Annotated in this window: 18 protein-coding genes; 10 read left to right on the forward strand and 8 right to left on the reverse strand. The window is 72.5% G+C overall.

Annotation, left to right across the window (positions count from 1 at the left end):
* The first annotated feature begins 3 nt into the window (after window positions 1-3).
* Entirely contained in the window at window positions 4-660 is a 657-nt protein-coding gene (locus ACFYW7_RS07675) for a TetR family transcriptional regulator (RefSeq protein WP_389499114.1), read from the forward strand.
* 247 nt (window positions 661-907) lie between these two features.
* Window positions 908-2134 carry a carbohydrate-binding protein gene (locus tag ACFYW7_RS07680; RefSeq protein WP_389499116.1) on the forward strand — a complete coding sequence of 409 codons (1227 nt, stop codon included), beginning with the start codon at window positions 908-910 and terminating at the stop codon, window positions 2132-2134.
* A gap of 98 nt (window positions 2135-2232) precedes the next feature.
* Here the strand turns inward: ACFYW7_RS07680 and ACFYW7_RS07685 are convergent, their stop codons facing one another.
* Window positions 2233-2880: a hypothetical protein gene (locus tag ACFYW7_RS07685; protein WP_389499117.1), complete on the reverse strand. Its 648-nt coding sequence runs from the start codon at window positions 2878-2880 to the stop codon at window positions 2233-2235.
* 254 nt (window positions 2881-3134) lie between these two features.
* Between ACFYW7_RS07685 and ACFYW7_RS07690 the strand changes: the two genes are divergently transcribed.
* Window positions 3135-3956 (forward strand): maleylpyruvate isomerase family mycothiol-dependent enzyme, encoded by an 822-nt coding sequence (locus tag ACFYW7_RS07690; protein ID WP_389499119.1) that lies wholly within the window; start codon window positions 3135-3137, stop codon window positions 3954-3956.
* 93 nt (window positions 3957-4049) lie between these two features.
* Here ACFYW7_RS07690 and ACFYW7_RS07695 read toward each other — a convergent pair whose 3' ends face one another.
* Both ACFYW7_RS07695 and ACFYW7_RS07700 read right to left on the reverse strand, forming a co-directional pair.
* The gene (locus ACFYW7_RS07695; protein ID WP_389500382.1) at window positions 4050-5885 is read right to left on the reverse strand and encodes a glycoside hydrolase family 15 protein; all 1836 of its coding nucleotides are present in this window, start codon (window positions 5883-5885) and stop codon (window positions 4050-4052) included.
* 257 nt (window positions 5886-6142) lie between these two features.
* Window positions 6143-6664 carry a hypothetical protein gene (locus ACFYW7_RS07700; protein ID WP_389499121.1) on the reverse strand — a complete coding sequence of 174 codons (522 nt, stop codon included), beginning with the start codon at window positions 6662-6664 and terminating at the stop codon, window positions 6143-6145.
* Between the two features lie 398 nt (window positions 6665-7062).
* Here ACFYW7_RS07700 and ACFYW7_RS07705 point away from each other — a divergent pair, with 398 nt between their 5' ends.
* Entirely contained in the window at window positions 7063-8163 is a 1101-nt protein-coding gene (locus ACFYW7_RS07705; protein WP_389499123.1) for a winged helix DNA-binding domain-containing protein, read from the forward strand.
* Window positions 8164-8541: 378 nt separating this feature from the next.
* On the opposite strand, the gene ACFYW7_RS07710 is transcribed toward ACFYW7_RS07705, so the two are convergent.
* Entirely contained in the window at window positions 8542-8961 is a 420-nt protein-coding gene (locus tag ACFYW7_RS07710) for an ATP-binding protein (protein WP_389499125.1), read from the reverse strand.
* 422 nt (window positions 8962-9383) lie between these two features.
* Between ACFYW7_RS07710 and ACFYW7_RS07715 the strand changes: the two genes are divergently transcribed.
* On the forward strand, window positions 9384-10085 hold the full coding sequence (locus ACFYW7_RS07715; protein WP_389499127.1) for a hypothetical protein: 702 nt from the start codon (window positions 9384-9386) through the stop codon (window positions 10083-10085).
* A gap of 263 nt (window positions 10086-10348) precedes the next feature.
* On the opposite strand, the gene ACFYW7_RS07720 is transcribed toward ACFYW7_RS07715, so the two are convergent.
* A complete protein-coding gene (locus tag ACFYW7_RS07720; protein ID WP_389499129.1) occupies window positions 10349-10840 on the reverse strand; it encodes an FBP domain-containing protein in 492 nt (163 codons plus the stop codon).
* 71 nt (window positions 10841-10911) lie between these two features.
* Here ACFYW7_RS07720 and ACFYW7_RS07725 point away from each other — a divergent pair, with 71 nt between their 5' ends.
* Window positions 10912-11481 (forward strand): TetR/AcrR family transcriptional regulator, encoded by a 570-nt coding sequence (locus ACFYW7_RS07725; RefSeq protein WP_389499131.1) that lies wholly within the window; start codon window positions 10912-10914, stop codon window positions 11479-11481.
* Between the two features lie 263 nt (window positions 11482-11744).
* Complete coding sequence (locus ACFYW7_RS07730; protein WP_389499133.1) at window positions 11745-12800, forward strand: PucR family transcriptional regulator; 1056 nt, start codon at window positions 11745-11747, stop codon at window positions 12798-12800.
* A 1-nt stretch (window position 12801) separates the two neighbouring features.
* On the opposite strand, the gene ACFYW7_RS07735 is transcribed toward ACFYW7_RS07730, so the two are convergent.
* Window positions 12802-13542 (reverse strand): flavodoxin family protein, encoded by a 741-nt coding sequence (locus tag ACFYW7_RS07735; protein WP_389499135.1) that lies wholly within the window; start codon window positions 13540-13542, stop codon window positions 12802-12804.
* A gap of 351 nt (window positions 13543-13893) precedes the next feature.
* Between ACFYW7_RS07735 and ACFYW7_RS07740 the strand changes: the two genes are divergently transcribed.
* Entirely contained in the window at window positions 13894-14754 is an 861-nt protein-coding gene (locus tag ACFYW7_RS07740) for an oxidoreductase (RefSeq protein WP_389499137.1), read from the forward strand.
* 193 nt (window positions 14755-14947) lie between these two features.
* Here the strand turns inward: ACFYW7_RS07740 and ACFYW7_RS07745 are convergent, their stop codons facing one another.
* Window positions 14948-15616, reverse strand: coding sequence for a class I SAM-dependent methyltransferase (locus ACFYW7_RS07745; RefSeq protein ID WP_389499139.1), 669 nt, complete (start codon window positions 15614-15616; stop codon window positions 14948-14950).
* A 138-nt stretch (window positions 15617-15754) separates the two neighbouring features.
* On the opposite strand from ACFYW7_RS07745, the gene ACFYW7_RS07750 reads away from it, so the two are divergent.
* Both ACFYW7_RS07750 and ACFYW7_RS07755 read left to right on the forward strand, forming a co-directional pair.
* Window positions 15755-17398 carry a serine/threonine-protein kinase gene (locus ACFYW7_RS07750; RefSeq protein WP_389499141.1) on the forward strand — a complete coding sequence of 548 codons (1644 nt, stop codon included), beginning with the start codon at window positions 15755-15757 and terminating at the stop codon, window positions 17396-17398.
* Window positions 17395-18066 (forward strand): hypothetical protein, encoded by a 672-nt coding sequence (locus tag ACFYW7_RS07755; protein WP_389499143.1) that lies wholly within the window; start codon window positions 17395-17397, stop codon window positions 18064-18066. Before ACFYW7_RS07750 ends, ACFYW7_RS07755 begins: the two co-directional genes overlap by 4 nt.
* A gap of 59 nt (window positions 18067-18125) precedes the next feature.
* Here ACFYW7_RS07755 and ACFYW7_RS07760 read toward each other — a convergent pair whose 3' ends face one another.
* A complete protein-coding gene (locus tag ACFYW7_RS07760) occupies window positions 18126-18557 on the reverse strand; it encodes a substrate-binding domain-containing protein (RefSeq protein ID WP_389499145.1) in 432 nt (143 codons plus the stop codon).
* Window positions 18558-18584: the final 27 nt, after the last annotated feature.

The raw sequence follows: 18584 nt of genomic DNA on the forward strand, positions 1-18584 counted from the left end.
ACGGTGCGTAATGAGGCACCCGCGGAACGGGCCACGACGGCCACGACGACAGAAGCTTCCCCACGACCGTCACTCGGCGAACGGCGCAGGGACGCCCTCCGTCTCGAAATAGCCCGCGAGGCTGTCCGCCTGTTCGTCTCCCAGGGGGTCACGAGCACCACGGGGGACCAGATAGCGGAGGCCGTGGGCGTCTCGACGCGCACCCTGTGGCGCCACTTCCCGACCAAGGAGGGCTGCGTACGTCCGCTGCTCACCGCGGGGCTCGACGCCGCCACGGACCAACTGCGGCACTGGCCGCCGGACACCGGCCTGCTGGATTTCCTCATCCACTCCTGCCGGCACGGCCGACTGCCGTCCGCCGACCCCGCGGTCCTGGACCTCATCCGCATGACCCCCACCGAACCCGCGTTGCGCGCGGTCTGGCTCCAGGCACACGACGACGCCCTGCCCGTCCTGACCGAACTCCTCGCCCGGCACTCCGGCCGGAGCGCCGACGACCTGCGGGTGAAGGTGCACGCGGCCACCGTCAACGGCGCACTGCGCGCCGCGGCGGAGGATTTCGCCGTACGTTTCGCCGACAGCGCCCAGGCCTCGGAAGAGGACCTCGCCGCCTGCATGCATGCCGCCCTGCAAGCCGCGTCGGAGGGCGTGCCGTACTGACCGGCCCCTCGACCGCCCTCCGGCCCAGCCCCGTCGGGACCCCTGAGCACATCCGGCCCGGACGCCCGCGACGGGCGAATCACCACGTGACGCCCCACAAGGGACGGGACGGACGGGGGCCGACCGCGGCTCGGTAAAGAGTTCGCCTGGTCTAGTCCAAAGAGGGGCCTGGTCCAGTCCAATTCATTGACGTGATCTCGTCAGCACCCGGAAGCTGGAGCACTCCCCCCACCCCTCTGGAGGCACAGTGAGACGTCTTCACGCATGTCTGGGCGCGGCGGCCGCCGTGAGCCTGGCCGCGGTCGGCACGACCGCGCTGGTCGCGGGCAACGCCTCGGGCGCGACCAGCGCCCTCAGCAACCGCTGGTACGCCGCAGCCCCGTACCTGATGCCGACGGACAACGAGCCGCCGGACCCGGCCGCCATCATGGACGCGACGGGCCTCAAGGCGTTCCAGCTCGCCTTCGTCCTGGCTCCCGACGGCGGTGGCTGCTCGCCCACTTGGGGCGGGACGTCACCGGTCTCCTCGGACACCGCCGTGCAGTCGGTCATCAACACCATCCGCGCCAAGGGCGGTGACGTCTCGGTCTCCATCGGCGGCTACGGCGGCACCAAGCTCGGTCAGGCCTGTTCGGACGCGGCGGCCACCGCGGCGGCGTACCAGCAGGTCCTCACCAAGTACGGCCTGCACGCGATCGACTTCGACCTGGAGGAGCCGGAGTACGAGAACACGGCGGCCGTCAGGAACGAGATCGGCGCCGCCAAGATCCTCCAGCAGAACAACCCGGGCCTGTACGTGTCCGTCACCACGGCGGGCACGGCGGACGGCACCGGCTGGTTCGGCAAGCAGATGCTCCTGGAGGCGAAGTCCCAGGGATTCACGCCCAACAACTTCTCCATCATGCCGTTCGACGGCGGCTTCAACGGCGCCGCGTCACAGACCGGCGCGCTCACCGACTTCAACACGATCCTGCGGTCCACCTTCGGCTGGGACCAGGCGACCGCCTACGCCCATGAGGGCTTCTCCGGCATGAACGGCCGCAGCGACACCGGCGAGTACTTCTCGCAGGCCGACTTCCAGACCGTCCTGGACTTCGCCACCGGCCACAACATGGACCGCTTCACCTTCTGGTCCCTCAATCGCGACCGCCAGTGCTCACCCGCCGACAACGGCGGCCGCACGTCGGGCACTTGCTCCAGCGTGTCCCAGAACTCCTGGGACTTCGCGAAGTACTCGGTGAAGTTCGCCGGAGCCACCCCGCCCACCGGCACCCCCACACCGACACCCACGCCGACCCCGACGCCGACGCCCCCGGGCGGTGCGTGCAAGGCGGCGTGGAGCGCGGACGCGGTGTACACGGCCGGCAACGAGGCCTCGTACAACCACCACAACTGGAAGGCCAAATGGTGGACCCGGAACGAGGCGCCGACGGGCGCGGAGTGGGGTCCGTGGCAGGACGAGGGCGCCTGCTGACGCCTTCGGCTCCGGACGGGTGCCCTCGGGCGCCCGTCCGGAGCCGTCCGGCCCGGCTCCCCACCGGGCCGCACCCGTTCGGGGGCCGCGCGGACCGGTCAGTGACCGCCGCTGGGACGGTCGCAGCCGGTGTGGTCCGGATAGCCGCCGAAGGCCTCCGCCCGAGTCCCGTCCGGGCCCATCGTGCCCTCGACGCACAGGGGGGCCGCGTCGAGGAGGAAGCTCACGCCGTTCGGGCCGAGTCGATGGACCCGCACCTGTTCCGCGTCATAACCGAGACCGGCGAGCGCGCGGTCGGCGCCGTCCGGGGTGAAGTCCCCCCGTTCACGCAGCGGTTCGAGCGCCTTCTCGACGCGCCGGACGGCGGCCAGCCCCTCACAGCGCTCTCGGCCATGCAGCGGGAGGGGAACCATGAAGCCGTGGTTCTCGGCGTAGTGATCGGCGTTCGGCGTCGCCGGGCCCGCACCCGCGGGGGCGCCGGTCGCCGACTGCCCGGGAGCGGTGGAGGCGGCGGTATCCGCCGGCCCGGGAGCGGCGGAGGCGGCGGTCCCCGACGGTTCGGGGGCGGCCTCCTCGCCGGGACACCGATGGTCCACCGGGCCGCTCGGCGCCGCCGACGTCGTCCCCGACGGTCCCGCCCCCTCGACGTCGTCCACCGGCCGCTGCGTCCCGCATCCCGCCAGCAGGACGGCCACCGCCACCGCCGGCATCCCGAGCCGGACGCCCCTCGCTCTGATGATCGCCATGAGCCGATCCTCCACCGACCGCCGGCCCGTGTCATGAGCATCCCTACTCAGACGGGTTCGCGCCACATCCGGCACGAATGGTCCCTTACCCCTGCGATTCCTTCCCCGCCGTGCGTTCGCGCTGCTCAGGGGTCTTGTCGCCGCCCCGATTGCCTGGTCTTCTGTACGCCCGGTGATCGATGACGCGACCCCCGGCCACTCCACCCGTACCCCGTGGCGGAGCGAGGCCGACGGCAGGCAGGAAAGGCGACGACGTGGACTCAGTGGCTGGGCAGGACGGACCGGGAGGGCTGCCCGAAGGGCTGGGCGCGGCGATACGCGGGACCGCTGCGGACATCGCGGCGCTGTTGGGGCCCGACACCGACATGGAGCTGCGGATTCCCGGGGCCGAGTGGAACGTCGGCCAGGCCGCGGCACATCTCGCCCTGGCCAACGAGCTGATGGCCGAGCTCGCGGCGGGACGGGCGCGCCCCTACGGGGACGGCACCCCGCAGAGCCTCGCCGCGGCCAACGAGGAGTCGCTGGCGGCGTTCGGGGAGCGGGCGGCCGAACCGCTGGCGGCGATGATCGTGCGGCACGCCGACTCCTGCGCCGGGGCGTTGGAGGAGGGGTCGGCGGAAGGGGCCGTGGTCACGCCGCTGGGCCCGATGAGCCCGCGGGAACTGGGGTCGTACCTGCTGACGCACATGCTCGGCCACGGCTACGATCTCGCCCGCGCGCTGGGCCGCCCGCACATGATCGACCGGGTCCGCGCCGGGCTGACCCTGCCCTTCCTGCTCACGGCGATGCCCCGGGTGACCGATCCGAGCCGCACCGCCGGGATGAACGCCCGGTACGGCATCGGGCTGTGGGGCGGCGGCCGGTTCGGGGTGACCCTGGTGGACGGCGACCTGTCCGTCGACCCACTGCCACCGGCCCGCCCGGACTGCACCATCCTCATCGAGCCGGTCACCTTCCTGCTGATGGCGCTCGGCCGCCAGGGACAGGTGGGCCCCATCGTCCGCGGACGCATTCTCGTCCGCGGACGCAAGCCCTGGCTCGCACCCCGCTTCCCCGGCCTGTTCACCGCGCCCTGAGAGGACGCCGATCCGTCTTGAGGGGCGGTCACATGCCGCGCGCTTCCGGGGCCGGTCACAGGGCGCGCGAAGGACATGAGGGGTCCGCAGGGGTCACCCGAGCGCGCGGTCCAGGTTGAAGGCGGCGCTGATCAGGGCGAGGTGGGTGAACGCCTGGGGGAAGTTGCCGCACTGCTCCCCGGTGGAGCCGATCTCCTCCGCGTACAGGCCGAGGTGGTTGGCGTACGTGAGCATCTTCTCGAAGGCGAGACGGGCCTCGTCGAGACGGCCCGCGCGGGTGAGGGCCTCGACGTACCAGAAGGAGCAGATCGAGAAGGTGCCTTCCTCGCCCTGGAGGCCGTCGGGGCTCGCCTGCGGGTCGTAGCGGTAGACGAGAGAGTCGGAGACCAGGTCCTCGCCCAGGGCGTCGAGGGTGGCGAGCCATTTCGGGTCTGTCGGCGAGATGAACTTCCCGAGCGGCATCATCAGCAGCGACGCGTCGAGGATGTCGCTGTTCTCGGTCTGGGTGAAGGCGTTGCGCCGGGGAGACCAGCCCTGGCTCATGATCCGCCGGTAGATCGTGTCGCGGACGGCGCCCCAGCGGATGATGTCGGCGGGCAGGCCACGGTGCCGGGCCAGCCGCATGGCGCGTTCGATGGCCACCCAGCACATGAGGCGCGAGTAGAGGAACGGCTTGCGGCCTCCGCGGGTCTCCCACACTCCCTCGTCGGGCTGGTCCCAGTGCTCGCACACCCAGTCGACAAGACAGCTGACGCTGTCCCAGTAGGCGCTGGAGAGGGGCTGCCCCCATTTGTCGTAGAGGTAGAGGCAGTCGATCAGGGCGCCGTAGATGTCCAGCTGGAGCTGGCCGACGGCGCCGTTGCCGATGCGCACGGGAGCGGATCCGCGATAGCCCTCGAGGTGGGTCAGCTCGCGTTCGGGCAGGTCACGGCGACCGTCGATGCCATACATGATCTGCAGCGGGCCGTCCGCGCCGACGTTCTCGGGGATGTGACTCTGGACATGCTCAGAGAGGAAGCCCATGAAGGCCTCGGCCTCGTCGGTGAAACCGAGACGCAGCAGGGCGTACACGCAGAACGCGGCGTCACGGATCCACACATAGCGGTAGTCCCAGTTGCGCTCGCCGCCGATCCGCTCGGGCAGGCTGGTGGTCGGCGCGGCGATGATGGCGCCGGTGGGGGCGTACGTGAGCAGTTTCAGCGTGAGGGCGGAGCGGTGCACCATCTCCCGCCAGCGGCCGCGGTACCGCGACTGGGACAGCCAGCGCCTCCAGTAGCGCACGGTCGCCTTGAACTCCCTCTCCGCCTCGGACGCGGCGCAGAAGCGCGGGCCCACCTCGTCGTCGATCTGGTCGAGGGTGAAGACCGCGGTCTCCCCCTCGTGGAGTTTGAACAGCGACCACACGTCGTGTCCGGCGGTCTCGATCGGCACCGTGGACGTCAGGGCCAGTCTCAGCACGGACGAGGTGAAGATCGCCTGGCCGGAGTCCACGCTCACGGTGTGCGGGACCGTCCCGTACTCGAAGCGGGGGGCGACTCGCGCGCGAAACGGCAGTGTTCCGCGGACGCACACCACGCGGCGGATCAGACGGTGCCGGCCGGCCTCGCGCGAGTCGTCGACGACCGGCATGAAGTCCTGGATCTCACCGACCCCGTCGTCCGCGAAGAACCGGGTGATCAGCACATTGGTGTCGGGGAAGTAGAACTGCTTCGTCCGCGCCGGGACGTCGGCGGCCAGTTCGAAGGAGCCACCGCGGTCGGCGTCCAGGATCGAGGCGAAGACGCTGGGCGCGTCGAAACGCGGGCAGCAGTACCAGTCGATGGTGCCGTCCGTGCCGACCAGAGCCGCGCTGCGCAGATCGCCGATCAGACCGTGGTCAGCGATGGGCAGGTAGCGGGGAGCACCGGCCCCCCGCGTTCCGCCGGGCATGTCACGGGTCCCGGTGTACTCCCCTGGTCCCGGAGTCACGTCAGCCATACAGGCCTCCTCTGGGCCGCGGCCCGAGCCTCCCCCTCCGTCCCAGGCTAACGAGTCGTCCCCGGTTCGGGGCAGTCGTGGACCGTACGGCCGGACAGGCGGGACCGCGCCGTGCGGCGCCCAAGCCAGGTCGACCGTTCCGGTGCGGCCGAGCCACGGGAACCGGCACACCGCGGCCCGTCGGCGAACGGTGCCGTGCGGCCGGGACGTCAGTGCAGGACGACCTTGGCGGCCACGATGACCAGCCCGAGCGCCAGGTTCACGAACCCCTCGGCGACGATCAGCCCCCGGGAGGCGCCGGCTCTGGCGGCTCCGAAGCACGCCCACATGACCTGCTGGGCCACCGCGACGCCCAGCGCGATCCACAGACCCGTGCTCACACTCAGGTCGAACAGGGCGCTGACGGCCACCGCGGCGGCGGGGAGCGTGGCCGCCTCGACGATGGACCACTCGTGGCCGCCGATCCGGCGGATCTCCCGCCAGGACCAGGCCTGACCGACGATCCGCTCCCCCACCAGTTGCGCGTAGACATGGGTCGCCCAGAAGACCACGCCGGTGACCAGCAGCAGGACGACGGCCTCGATCCGGGGATACTCCCCTCCCGTTCCGGCCGTGGCCACCACGGAGGCGGCCAGGATCGAGCCGTAGATGGCACCCGCGTAGTCGGTCCGACGGCTCGCCGACCGGTCCGCGCGATCCCCGTTCTCAGGTGGAACGCTGGAGCGACTCACCCGTCCAAAGTAGAGGGCGGCATCCGGCCCTGCCCGGCGTGCGCGCCCGTCCGGGTCCCACCGCGAGCGCGCTCACCCGCACGCCGGTCCCGTGGCCCCGGGATGGCCGGGACGTCCGGGACGCCGTCGTACGGGCCCCGGGTCGCGGACACGTCCTGACCGCGATACCTGCGACGGTGATCACGTGACGAACAGCCCGCCCGGAAGGACCCCATCACCGTGACCACCACGACCGCGGCTCCCCCACCACTCCCCGGAGCACCGGCCGACCGCGCCGAGGACGGCCGGCGCGGCGCGCCGTGCGCACGCCGGTCGGGTCCAGCCGCCCGGGCGACCCTCGTCGCGGGGCACCCTCATGGAGGGCCCGGCACTCCCGACGGCCGCCGGGCGGTGGCGCGATGACCGTTCTCGGCGTCCGGGCGCTCAACCGGGCGACGCTCGCCCGTCAGCTGCTGCTCGACCGCGCGGACCTGCCGGTCCTCGACGCCGTCGCGCACCTCTGCGGGCTGCAGGCCCAGGAACCGCAGGAACCCTTCGTCGGACTCTGGTCGCGACTGCGCGCGTTCGACCCGGCGGTCCTGGACGACCTGCTCGTCCGGCGTGACGTGGTGCGGACCCACCTCATGCGCCGCACGGTGCACCTCCTCGCCGCCGACGACGTACGCGGCTGGCGGGCCCGCCACGACGCCATGCTGCGCCAGCGGGTGCTCGGCACCTACCGCCGCGAGCTCGACGGTGTCGATCTCGACGAACTCGCCACAGCGGGAAGGGAGTTGATGGCCGACGGCGAACCGCGCTCGGCCGCCGACATGGTGGGCGCACTGGCGGAGCGCTGGCCGGCGCCAGGACGGCGGGCCCTCGGCGAGATGCTGGTCGCCGCGCTCGTACCGGTCGCGCAGACGCCGCCCCGCGGACTGTGGCGCGCCAAGGCGGGGGTGCGCAACGTCCTGATGTCCTCCTGGCTGGGCCGCGAACTGGCCCCGCCCTCCCTGGACGGCTCCGATCCGGTCGGCCAGGCCATGGTCCGGCGCTACCTGGCCGCCTTCGGCCCCGCGACGTCCACGGACCTGCGTGCCTGGTGCGGCCTTGCCGGGCTGCCCGCCGCGGTGGCCGCCGTACGGGAGGAACTGGTGACCTTCCGGGACGAGGCCGGCCGGGAACTGCTCGACCTCCCCGACGCGCCCCGCCCCGATCCCGACACACCCGCCCCGGTGCGGTTCCTGCCCGCGTTCGACAACGCGGTCCTCGGCTACCAGGACCGCGCCAGGATCGTCGACACCGACCACCGGGGGCTCTCGGTCGCGGGCGAGCGCGTGGTGCTGCTCGACGGCCGGGTCGCCGCGACCTGGAAGGTCGACGCGGACACCGTGGTCGTCATCCCGCTGCGCGCCTTCTCCCGCTCCGATCGCGCGGCCGTCGCCGAACAGGGCGGTGAACTGGCGTCGTTCCTCTCCTGCCGGGAGAGCGACCGTGTACGCGTCACCGAGTCCCCGGGCTAGGAGACGGGACACAGACACGGGGCATGGGTCACGGGACACCGCGGCTCGCGCCGGACGAGGTGAGCGGGCGGCCGCCTTCAGGTCACTGCTTGCCGGTAGCCCCCGAGCTCGACGGAATCGCCGTCACCGTCTGCGCCCTGCCCGCCGTCGCTTCCGCCCCCTCGGCCACCACACCTTCGCCAAGGGGCCGTCATGCCACCCGTACCGCCGCGTGTTCACGGCCGATGGCCCATCTTCACCGTCGGTGTCAGGTGTCCGTGTGTGCGACATCAGCCATCGGAGTGGCGCCGGCTGATGTGCCGGGCAGGCAGACGGACGGGGTCGACGGCGCGGCGGGAGCCCGCACGGCAGGGCACACCATCGACAGGGCGCGGGGCCTCAGTGGCCGTCACCGCGCTGCCGGCCACCGGACGGGCGGAAACACGCCGTGACCGTCTTGCCGTCCGGCTGACACCTCGTGCCCCACTCGTCGGCGAGCATGCCCACGATGCCGACCCCTCGGCCGGACACCTCGCCGGGCTCCGGATCTCGCCGGAGGGGCGGCGTGGAGTCCTCGTCGTGGACACTCACGTGCAGGCAGTCGCCGTCCCAGGTGAGGACGAGACGGGCGTCGCTGCGGGCGTGCACATGGGCGTTGGTGAGGAGTTCGGACACCGTCAGCACGACGGCGTCGACCGTCTCGGGTTCCTCGGCCGTCCACGGCAGGGACTCCAGGTGTCCGCGGGTCCAGTGCCGCCCGGCACTCACACCTCCGGAGACCGGGAACACGTGTGCCCAGCCCATCGCCTTGACCGCCATCGCCCGACCTCGCTCCCGGTTGTGCCGACCGCGCTGTACTCGTACCGGACGTGTACCCGCGCGCCGCCCGCACACTCGGCACCGGGCCCGCCGGGTCCGGGACATGGCGGTGGCACGCGCTTCGCAGGGCACTCATGCCGAGTTGCCGCTTCGAGGAGTCCGGGACACGTGTCGTCGTCCCCCGGGGTGCGGACGACACCTGTGGGAGCGCGTTCCGGGCCCCGACCACTCACCTCTTTGGGGCGAACCATCACGCGAGGGGAACAACAGGCCAACAGTGTCCGTACTATCTGTAAGCCGGGGCATACACATCAACTGCGACCGCTCGTCCCCGCGGGCGGGTCGACAGGAACACGCCCCGTCCTCCGCCGACTTCATGGTGTCTTCATGCGGCGGCCGCGCACCGAAGAGAGGTCTCCATCGTGCCCGACACCCAGACTCCCACCGAACTGACATCGCAGTACACCGCCCAGGTGATCGGCGACCTGGAGCGCAACTCCAAGGAACAGGAGCGCGTCGGCGCGGAGATCGACGCGCTTCAGGAGCAGTTGACCGCCCTGCGGCACGATCACGCCGTCCTCACCAACCTGCATCGGGCGCTCGGGGCCACGAGTGCCCCCACCGAGGCGGAACCCGAACCGACCGTCGCGACCTCGGTGCCCCGCCAGAAGGCTCCCGGCACCTCCGCCAAGGCTTCCAAGACCGCCCAGTCCACCAAGACCGCCAAGACCGCAGACGGCAAGCGGACCCGAGCCCGGAAGTCCGGAGCGGTGAAGGAGGTGGCGGCACGGACGTCGGCCGCCAAGGAGCCCGCGGCCGAGGCCACTTCGGCTCAGCCCACCCTCATCGAGCTCATCCGGCGCTACCTGACGGAGCAGAGCGAACCCCGCTCCGCCGCCGAGGTGTCCTCGGCGCTCGTCCAGACCCACCCCGAGCGCCGTATCCAGACCAACGTCGTGCGGACCACGCTGGAGAACCTGGTGGCCAGGAGTCACGCCCACCGCGCCAAGCAGGGCAGTTCCGTGTTCTACACGACCGTCGACGCCGACGAGCCGACGAAGCCCGCGGCGAGCACGGACCGTCCGGCGGAAGCGGCCGCCGAGGCGGCCACGAACGGCAGCTGACACCGCTCGACTCCGGTACGGGACAACCGACTTGGCGTCCGCCTCAGGTGTCGACGCCGGTCGCACCCGTTCGGCGCGCACCGGAGCCGGCCAGGAACGGATCCGTGCGCGCGCCCTTCACGCAGCACCTCCCGCAGCACGTCGCGCGGCGCCTCATCGATCGACTCGCGGACGGTCCGCCGCCCCGCCCCGGGACACCCCGGGATCCGGCCACGGCGGGCCGACGCGTTCGGACGGCGGGACTTGGTGGCGCGGGGCACCGCTCACGCCGCCACCTTGGCGATGAACCCCGCCAGGTTCGTCACGGTCCGCCTGATCTTCTCCTCCGGGGTCAGCGACTCACGGAGCCGTCCGCCGACGCCCGCGTCCTTCATCCCTCTCACGTACAGCGAGCAGGCGAGATCGCTGCAGATGTAGGCGCCGACCGAGTTGCCCTGCTGTCCGGCCTTCCCCGCCCTGGGCGCGACCATCAGGGAGACGCCGCCGGTGTGGGTGGTCACGCACATCGAGCACATACTGCGCCGCAGCTGCCCGGAGACCGCGGAGGGGCAGCGCAGCACGAGGCCCTTAAGACCGGCGTCCAGCTCGGCCACGATGTAGGCGCGGTCGGGCGCCTGCGGGTCTCGCCAGCCGAGGTAGTCCAGGTCGTCCCAGGGCCGGTCGGCCAGGTCACGCGGAACGGACAGACGTTTCGCCTCACCCTTGGTGCAGTTCACGAAGGCGGTACGGATCACTTGCTCGGTCAACGGCTTCATACAACTGACGGTAATTTGCCTAAAGCTATTAGGCAAATGCATAATCTGTTACGCCAAGGGAGAGGAAGGACATGGTTCGCGCGGGACTGAACGCCGAACGCCTGACACGGGCGGGCGCGGAGCTGGCCGACGAGGTCGGCTTCGAGCAGGTGACCGTGTCGGCGCTGGCCCGGCGGTTCGACGTCAAGGTCGCGAGCCTGTACTCGCACGTGAGGAGCTCCCACGACCTCAAGACGCGGATCGCTCTGCTCGCCCTGGACGAACTCGCCGACAGCGGGGCCGCCGCGCTGGCCGGGAGAGCGGGCAGGGACGCCCTGACCGCGTTCGCGAACGTCTATCGCGACTACGCCAGGGAACACCCCGGCCGCTACGCCGCGGCGCAGCTGAGGCTCGACCCCGAGACCGCCGCCGCGAGCGCGGGCGTCCGGCACGCGCACATGATGCGCGCGATCCTGCGGGGCTACGACCTGACCGAACCGGACCAGACCCATGCCGTCCGGATGCTGGGCAGCGTGTTCCACGGCTATGTGAGCCTCGAGATGGGCGGAGGGTTCAGCCACAGCGCCCCCGACTCGCAGGAGAGCTGGTCACGGGTCCTGGACGCCCTCGACGCACTGCTGCGGAACTGGCCGGCCCCCTGACCGACGAACGACCGTCCACCCGCCCGCCGGCCCACCACCGGCCCACCTGCCGTCCGTCGACGTCCTGACGCCGGACACCGTGCCGGACACCGCGGACGCTGCCGGTGTCCGGCACGGAACCGTCCCCCGCGCCCCGTTCCGACATCGTGCATCGCCGTACGTCACCACCGCGTTGCCGGTTCCCGGCAGAGTTGCCTAGCATCTGCGTGCCGGTCGACGTCAAGAAGTCGTCACCGGACCGTCAGAAACCGGGGGAAGTCGTGGTGGAACGGAAGTCGGGCGATCAGTATCTGGAGGGCTACACCCGGATACTGGCCGATGTCTCCGTCACCGGGCGCCGCCTCAGCCGGGACGAGATCGAGTCGCGACGGGTTCTCGGCGAACGCGCCGCCGACGCCGGACACCGTCTCCCGGCCCTCGTCAGCGCGCATCTCTCGGCCGCCCGCGCCGCCTGGCCCGCCGCGCCCCGGTCGGCCGACAGCACGCTCGCCGCGGTCCAGCAGGTGATCGACGCCTTCGCCGAGGGCTACGAGCGGGCCCAGTCGCTCGCCGTCCGCAAGGAGGAGGCCGCCCGCCGCGAGTTCATCGACGACCTCCTCTACGGGCGCAGCGACCTGGGCCGCCTCGCCGAGCGCGCGGAGCACTTCGGACTGCGGCTCTCGCACGCGCACGCCGTCGCCGTCGCGGAGGGCCCGCAGACGTACGACGAATCGGCGCCCGTGCCCCGTCGCGTGGAGCGGGCCCTCATCGCCCGTTTCGGCGATCGCAGCATTCTGCTGACCACGAAGGACGGCCGGATGGTGTGCGTCGCGCCCGGAGACCAGGAGGACGTCCTCGCCCACTTCGCCCAGCAGGCGCACGGGGCGACCGAGGGCGGACGCGTCGCCATCGGCCGGGCCCAGCCCGGACCCGGCGGAGTCCGCCAGTCGTACGAGGAGGCGTCGAACACCCTCGAACTCGCCGGGCGGCTCGCGCTGGAGGGTCCCGTCCTGCGCGCCGCCGACCTGCTCGTCTTCCCGGTCCTCGCCCGGGACCGCCAGGCACTGGCCGACCTGGTCCTCGCCACACTCGGCCCGCTCACCGGTGCCCGCGGCGGCGCCCAGCCGCTCCTGGACACGCTCACCGCCTACTTCGACACCGGCTGCGTCGCCGCGGCGGCCGCCCGCCGCCTCTGCTTGAGCGTGCGCGCCCTGACGTACCGGCTGGAGCGCATCCAGCAGCTGACCGGGGCCGACCCCGCCGACCCCGCGCACCGCTACACGCTGCAGACCGCCGTCATCGGCGCCCGGCTGCTGGACTGGCCCGCGCGGAACCCGTGACTCAGCGGTAGTCGGGGTTCGGGGCGTCGGGACGGCAGCCCGCGTCCCACCGCGAACGCTGGTTGCCGTGGGCCGGGACACCGCCGGACCGCTTCAGCAGGGCCGCCATGTGCATCAGGTTCCAGGTCATGAAGCTGGTGTTGCGGTTGGTGAAGTCGTTCTCGGGCCCGCCGGAACCGGGGTCGAGATAGGAGGGGCCGGGTCCCGCGGGACCGATCCAGCCGGCGTCGGCCTGCGGCGGGATCGTGTAGCCCAGGTGCTGGAGGCTGTAGAGGAGGTTCATGGCGCAGTGCTTCACGCCGTCCTCGTTGCCGGTGATCAGACAGCCGCCGACGCGCCCGTAATAGGCGTACTGCCCGGCGGAGTTGAGCAGTCCCGAGCCGCTGTAGAGCCGTTCCACGACCTGCTTGGTGACGGAGCTGTTGTCGCCGAGCCAGATCGGCCCGGCGAGGACGAGGATGTCGGCGGCCATCACCCGTTCCTGGATGGCCGGCCAGTCGTCCGTGGCGAAGCCGTGTTCGGTCATGTCCGGGTAGACGCCCGGGGCGATGTCGTGGTCGACGGCGCGGACGACCTCGACCGTGACTCCCTGTTCTTCCATGATCGCGCTGCTCTTGTCGACCAGACCCTGGGTGTGACTCTGCTGCGGTGCGGGCTTGAGGGTGCAGTTGATGTACAGCGCGCGCAGGTCGTCGAAGCGGTAGGTGTCGTCGGCTGCCGAGGGCGACGGTGACTCGGTCACGGGGACTCCTTCGTGCGGGCCGCGCCCGGCGGGGGCCGGGTGCGGTGGGCGGCTCGGCCACGGAACGCGTGGTCGCTCGGGATCAGCGTCTCCCGCGCACCCCCGCTTGCCCCCGAACGACGCACTGGCACGCGCCGGTGCGCGGCGCACGCGGGTGAGGCGCGCGCCGGCGGCCCTGCCGCGTACACCGCCCGGCCCGCGTCGGAGGCGCTCCCCGGTCGCACCATGTGCCGTCGTCCCGGCGCCGCCCCGGGCCGGGCCTCGATCTCGACGGCCGGGCGTCCGACCGGGTTCCGGGCTTTCCGTGTCCATGACCGAATGATCCGACCGGAGTTGCCTAGGGTGGTGGCCGTGACGACTGAACAGTGGAAACTCGGCGGCGACCTGGCGGTCGCGCGCGTCGGCTACGGCACGATGAAGCTCACCGGCTGGCCGCGGGGCGACCGGCCGGACCGGGAGACCGCGCTGGGCGTTCTGCGCCGTGCCGTGGAGCTCGGCGTGAACCACCTCGACACCTCGTACTACTACGCGCGTGACGGGGTGTCGGCCAACGAACTGATCCGGGAGGCCCTGCACCCCTACCCGGACGACCTGGTGATCGTGACCAAGGTGGGCGCGCTGGTCGAGGGCTCCGACATCGACAGCCCGGCCACCGGGAAGACGGGCCTGACCGCCGACAACCTGCGCCGCGGTGTCGAGGCGAACCTCCGCTCGCTCGGCCTGGACCGGCTGGACGTGGTGAATCTCCGGCTGGGCGACGTCGGCGGGACCGGGGCCCCCGACCTGGCCGGACCGCTGGAGACCCTGCTGGCGTTGCGTGACGAGGGCCTGATCCGGCACCTGGGCATCTCCAACGTCACGGCCGACGTGGTCGCCGAGGCCCGCGGGATCGCGCCGATCTCCTGCGTCCAGAACCTCTACAACGTGTCCCGGCGCGACGACGACGCCCTTGTCGACGCCTGCGCGGAAGCCGGCATCGCCTACGTCCCCTTCTTCCCGGTCGGCGGCTTCCAGCCGGTCACGGCCGCGCACCTGGACTCCGTCGCCGCCCGCCACGGGGCGACCGTGCCGCAGGTGGCCCTGGCCTGGCTGCTGGCGCGGTCGCCCAACATCCTCCTCATTCCCGGCACCGGCTCCCTGGCCCACCTGGAGGAGAACATCGCCGCCGGATCGATCGAGCTGACCGCCGAGGACCTGGCCGAACTGGGGTAGCTCCGAAGGCCGCACGGCCCCTCCGGGCACGGGCGCCCCGACCCGCGCCCCGGGGCGGCGCCTGCTCGAACCGACCGCCCGGCGCCCGGCCGCCCCACCGACCGGTGTCGCGGCGACACCTCTCCGTCGCCCGCGGCGCCTTCGGCTCCTGCCGCGGTCCGGCCCGTGCGGCCGCTGCGCCCCTGCGGCCCGTTCACGCGGTGTCGGCCGAACAGGCCCTTCCGCCAGGTTCGTTCGCCTCCAGCACCAGACAACTCCACCGGACGCCGGGCCGGGCGTGGGGATCGGAACGCCCTCCGCGGTGGACCGTCCGCAGACCGCACTCGTCACCGAGTTCGGCCGTCTCGGCGGCGGAGACGTCGAACATACGGCGGCCGTTCGGCACGGGCCCGTGCCGCAGATTGACGAAGAACCGGCCGCCGGGTTCCAGCAGTTCACCGATCCTGGCCATCGCGCGTCGGCGTTCGCCGGCGTCGAGGTGCATCCACACGCCGGTCGCGAACACCGCGTCGAACCGCCCCGGATGCCGGTCGAGCGGCAGTTCCGGAAGCGCGTCGTCGACCCACGCGATGGCGTGGTCCGCGTGGACGCGCCGCCCGTGCTCGCGCAGCTCCGCCGTCGGCTCCGCGGCGACGACCCGGTGACCACGGGCCGCCAGCGCGGCGGCGTCCCGCCCGGTCCCGGCGCCCACGTCCAGCACCCGACCGGCCACGCCGGGCACCAGGTGCAGCACGTCGGCGTGGACTTCTTCGAAGGTGACGGCCTCGTACTGCACCAGCAGCGCGTCAGCCGCCTCGGCGTAACCGACGGTTCCCCCGACCCGGCTGACGCCGCCCCCGGCGGAGGCCAAGTGATCACTCATGGCCAGAGGCTACCGGCTCGGCGGATCCGGACTCCCTCGCCTGCAACCGAAGCGGCCGGAATCGTGTCTCACAGCACACGGCTGGGAGCACGAGGAGACCGGGACACCTCAGGTGCCCCACGTCTCGGGGAGAGGGTCATGAACGCATGGGGGGTACCGGGCTACGCCGAGTCCCGCGAACTCGGCGCGGGGGCGAGCGGACGCGTCGCGCTGGCCGTGCACGAGGAGACCGGCCTGCCGGTCGCGGTCAAGTACCTCAGTGAGTCGCTGCGCGCCCGACCGGGCTTCCTGCTGGAGTTCCGCGCCGAGGCGCGGTTGCTCGGCGGACTGCGCAGTCGGCACGTGGCCGGTCTGTACGAGTACGTGGAGGGGCCCGAGGGCGCGGCCATCGTGATGGAGCTGGTGGAGGGCATCAGTCTGCGGGCGCTGCTCGCCAAGGACGCCCCGCTCGCCCCGGAGGCCGCGCTCGTCCTCCTCAAGGGCTCGCTGCTCGGTCTCGCCGACGCCCACCGCCTCGGTGTGGTGCACCGTGACTACAAGCCGGAGAACGTCCTCGTCCGCCCCGACGGCACGTCGAAACTCGTCGACTTCGGGATCGCCGCCACCGACGGCACGACCGCGGGCATCGCGGGCACGCCGTCGTACATGGCTCCCGAGCAGTGGACCGGCGCCCCCGCCTCTCCGTCCGCCGACGTGTACGCGGCGACCGCGACGTTCTTCGAATGCCTCACCGGCCACAAGCCGTACACGGGGGAGAACCTGGCGGAGCTCGCGCTCCAGCACGTGGACGGCGCCATTCCCGCCGACGAGGTACCCGAGCCGGTGCGCTCGCTCGTCCATCGCGGCCTGGCCAAGTCCCCCGGTCAACGGCCCGCCCACGCCGAGGACTTCGTGGCGGAACTCGAGGCCACGGCCGGCGGCGCGTACGGGCCGGACTGGGAGGAGCGCGGGCGCGGGCGGCTGGCGACACTCGTGGCCCTCGCCCTGCTGCTGCTTCCCCCCGCCCCCACGGTTCCGCGCCGGGCCACGGACACGGCGCGCACGATTCTCGGCGGGGCACCCGAGCAGCTGCGGCTCTGGGCCCCGAGCCTGCGCTCGCTCCTCGTGTCGGGGGCCGCGCTCGTCGCGGCGCTCCTCCTGACGTACGGCGTCGACCGGCACGCCCCGGACCTGGGCGCCCAGCGGCAGGCCGCGCAGTCGCTCGCGACGACCAGCGCGCGGCCGGCCGACGGAAGCGACCCGTCGGCGACGGCGGCCCCGGGTTCCCCGTCACCGTCGTCCTCGGCCTCGCCGTCCGCGTCGGCTCCGCCGACGCCCTCCGGGTCGTCCGGTGACCTCACCGCGCAGCCCTCCCCGTCGGCGTCCGCCACCGCGTCCGCCTCCGTCGCGCCCACGGCACCCCCCGCGACGGCCTCGGCCGAGCCCACCACCACGACCTCCTCGCCGACGCCCAAGGTCAGCGTCAAGTCCGTGACGTTCAGCGGTTTCCGGCAGACGGGCACGGCGACCGGGGCCGCGACGGTCACCGTCACCACGGACGGACCCGGACCGGTGACCCTCACGGTCGTGTGGTCCACCGGTGAGGTCAGCGGGCAGACCGGCGCCCAGGACGGGACGACCGAGACGTACCAGCGCTCCGGGGCGACCCAGTACACGCTCGACCTCGACCACACCTTCCAGGGCACGGGCTGCTACTGGAGTGTCCAGGCCGGGACCCAGCCCGCCTCCGCCGACGGCGGAGCCACCAGACAACTGCTGACGCGGCGGTGCGACCTCCGATGACCGAGCCTCCCGGCGCCCCGGGCGCCCCCTCCGCCGACGACGACTACAGCGCGACCGCGCTGGCCAGCCACTGGATCCAGCGTCCGGACACCTCCGACACGCTGTTCCTCGACACCAACACGGATACGGCGACGGCGACGGCGGATCTGTCGGCCCCCGCGGGCTCGGACACACCGCCCGACCGGGTCGAGGGGACCCTGCTGCGCTTCGGGCCCGGCGTGAACGCCGACACCGTACGCCGTTTCACCGAGGCCCCGCCCGTGGTCCCGCTGCGCCGTCGCACCTGGCGCCGGCACGCGTTGCCCGCCGTGGTGCTCCTGGCCGTCGTCGCGTTCCTCCTCTGGCACCGCTCCGCGCCGTCCGTCGGCGTGGACGGCGTCACGGTCTCCACCACGTCGCCCTCGCCCGGCTGCGACGACACCGCAGACATCGTGGGCACGGTCACCACCGACGGCCGCCCGGGTGAGCTCTCGTACCGTTGGGTCCGCAGCGACGGCACGTCCTCGAAGGTCCTGCACGAAGATCTGACACGAGGTCAAAAAGAGGCTCGGCTCCACCTGTTGTGGACGTTCCAGGGCGACGGCCGGTACGCGGCCCGCGCCGAACTGCACCTGCTCTCCCCCGTGCGGCGCACGGTCTCGACACCGCTCACCTACCACTGCCCCTGACCCGGCGGGACATGGGCCCGGCCGGGGCACGCCCGGCCGGGCCACCGGCACCGCGGGCGTCAGACCGCCACGGCCGAACCACGGGCGCACATCACCGGAGCGCACAGGATCCGCTTCCTGCGCGCCCGCTTCCCCTCGGTCGCGGAGGCGGTCAGCCGGGCGGCCTCCACGGCGATCTGCGCGGGTCCCCAGCCGACCGTGGTCAGCGGTGGGGTGAGGACCCGGGAGACCGGGTGGTCGTCGAAGCCGACCCCGGAGACCTCCCGCCCCACGACGAGCGACGCCTCCGCCGCCGCGTACACCCCGTACGCGAGGGAGCCGGAGAAGCAGAAGACGGCGGTGGCCCGCCGGTCCCCGTCGAGGACCCGCCGGGCGACGACGGTCGCCGCTCCCTTCGGCGTCCGGACCTCCCCCTGTCCGAGCGAGCCGGACCCCGAGGCGGTGGAACGCGAACTGCGCCGGGGCTGTGTGGGCCTCCGGCTCCCGGCCACCGCGCTCCTGGACGCGGCGGGCCTGCG

It is taken from the genome of Streptomyces sp. NPDC002580 (genome assembly GCF_042889485.1).
Lineage (GTDB): Bacteria > Actinomycetota > Actinomycetes > Streptomycetales > Streptomycetaceae > Streptomyces.

Coding starts and splice junctions, on each gene's coding strand:
- ACFYW7_RS07685 (WP_389499117.1), bottom strand. CDS start 2,880: ATGGCGATCATCAGAGCGAGGGGCGTCCGGCTCGGGATGCCGGCGGTG.
- ACFYW7_RS07695 (WP_389500382.1), bottom strand. CDS start 5,885: ATGCCCGGCGGAACGCGGGGGGCCGGTGCTCCCCGCTACCTGCCCATC.
- ACFYW7_RS07705 (WP_389499123.1), top strand. CDS start 7,063: ATGACCGTTCTCGGCGTCCGGGCGCTCAACCGGGCGACGCTCGCCCGT.
- ACFYW7_RS07710 (WP_389499125.1), bottom strand. CDS start 8,961: ATGGCGGTCAAGGCGATGGGCTGGGCACACGTGTTCCCGGTCTCCGGA.
- ACFYW7_RS07720 (WP_389499129.1), bottom strand. CDS start 10,840: ATGAAGCCGTTGACCGAGCAAGTGATCCGTACCGCCTTCGTGAACTGC.
- ACFYW7_RS07725 (WP_389499131.1), top strand. CDS start 10,912: ATGGTTCGCGCGGGACTGAACGCCGAACGCCTGACACGGGCGGGCGCG.
- ACFYW7_RS07745 (WP_389499139.1), bottom strand. CDS start 15,616: ATGAGTGATCACTTGGCCTCCGCCGGGGGCGGCGTCAGCCGGGTCGGG.
- ACFYW7_RS07750 (WP_389499141.1), top strand. CDS start 15,755: ATGAACGCATGGGGGGTACCGGGCTACGCCGAGTCCCGCGAACTCGGC.
- ACFYW7_RS07755 (WP_389499143.1), top strand. CDS start 17,395: ATGACCGAGCCTCCCGGCGCCCCGGGCGCCCCCTCCGCCGACGACGAC.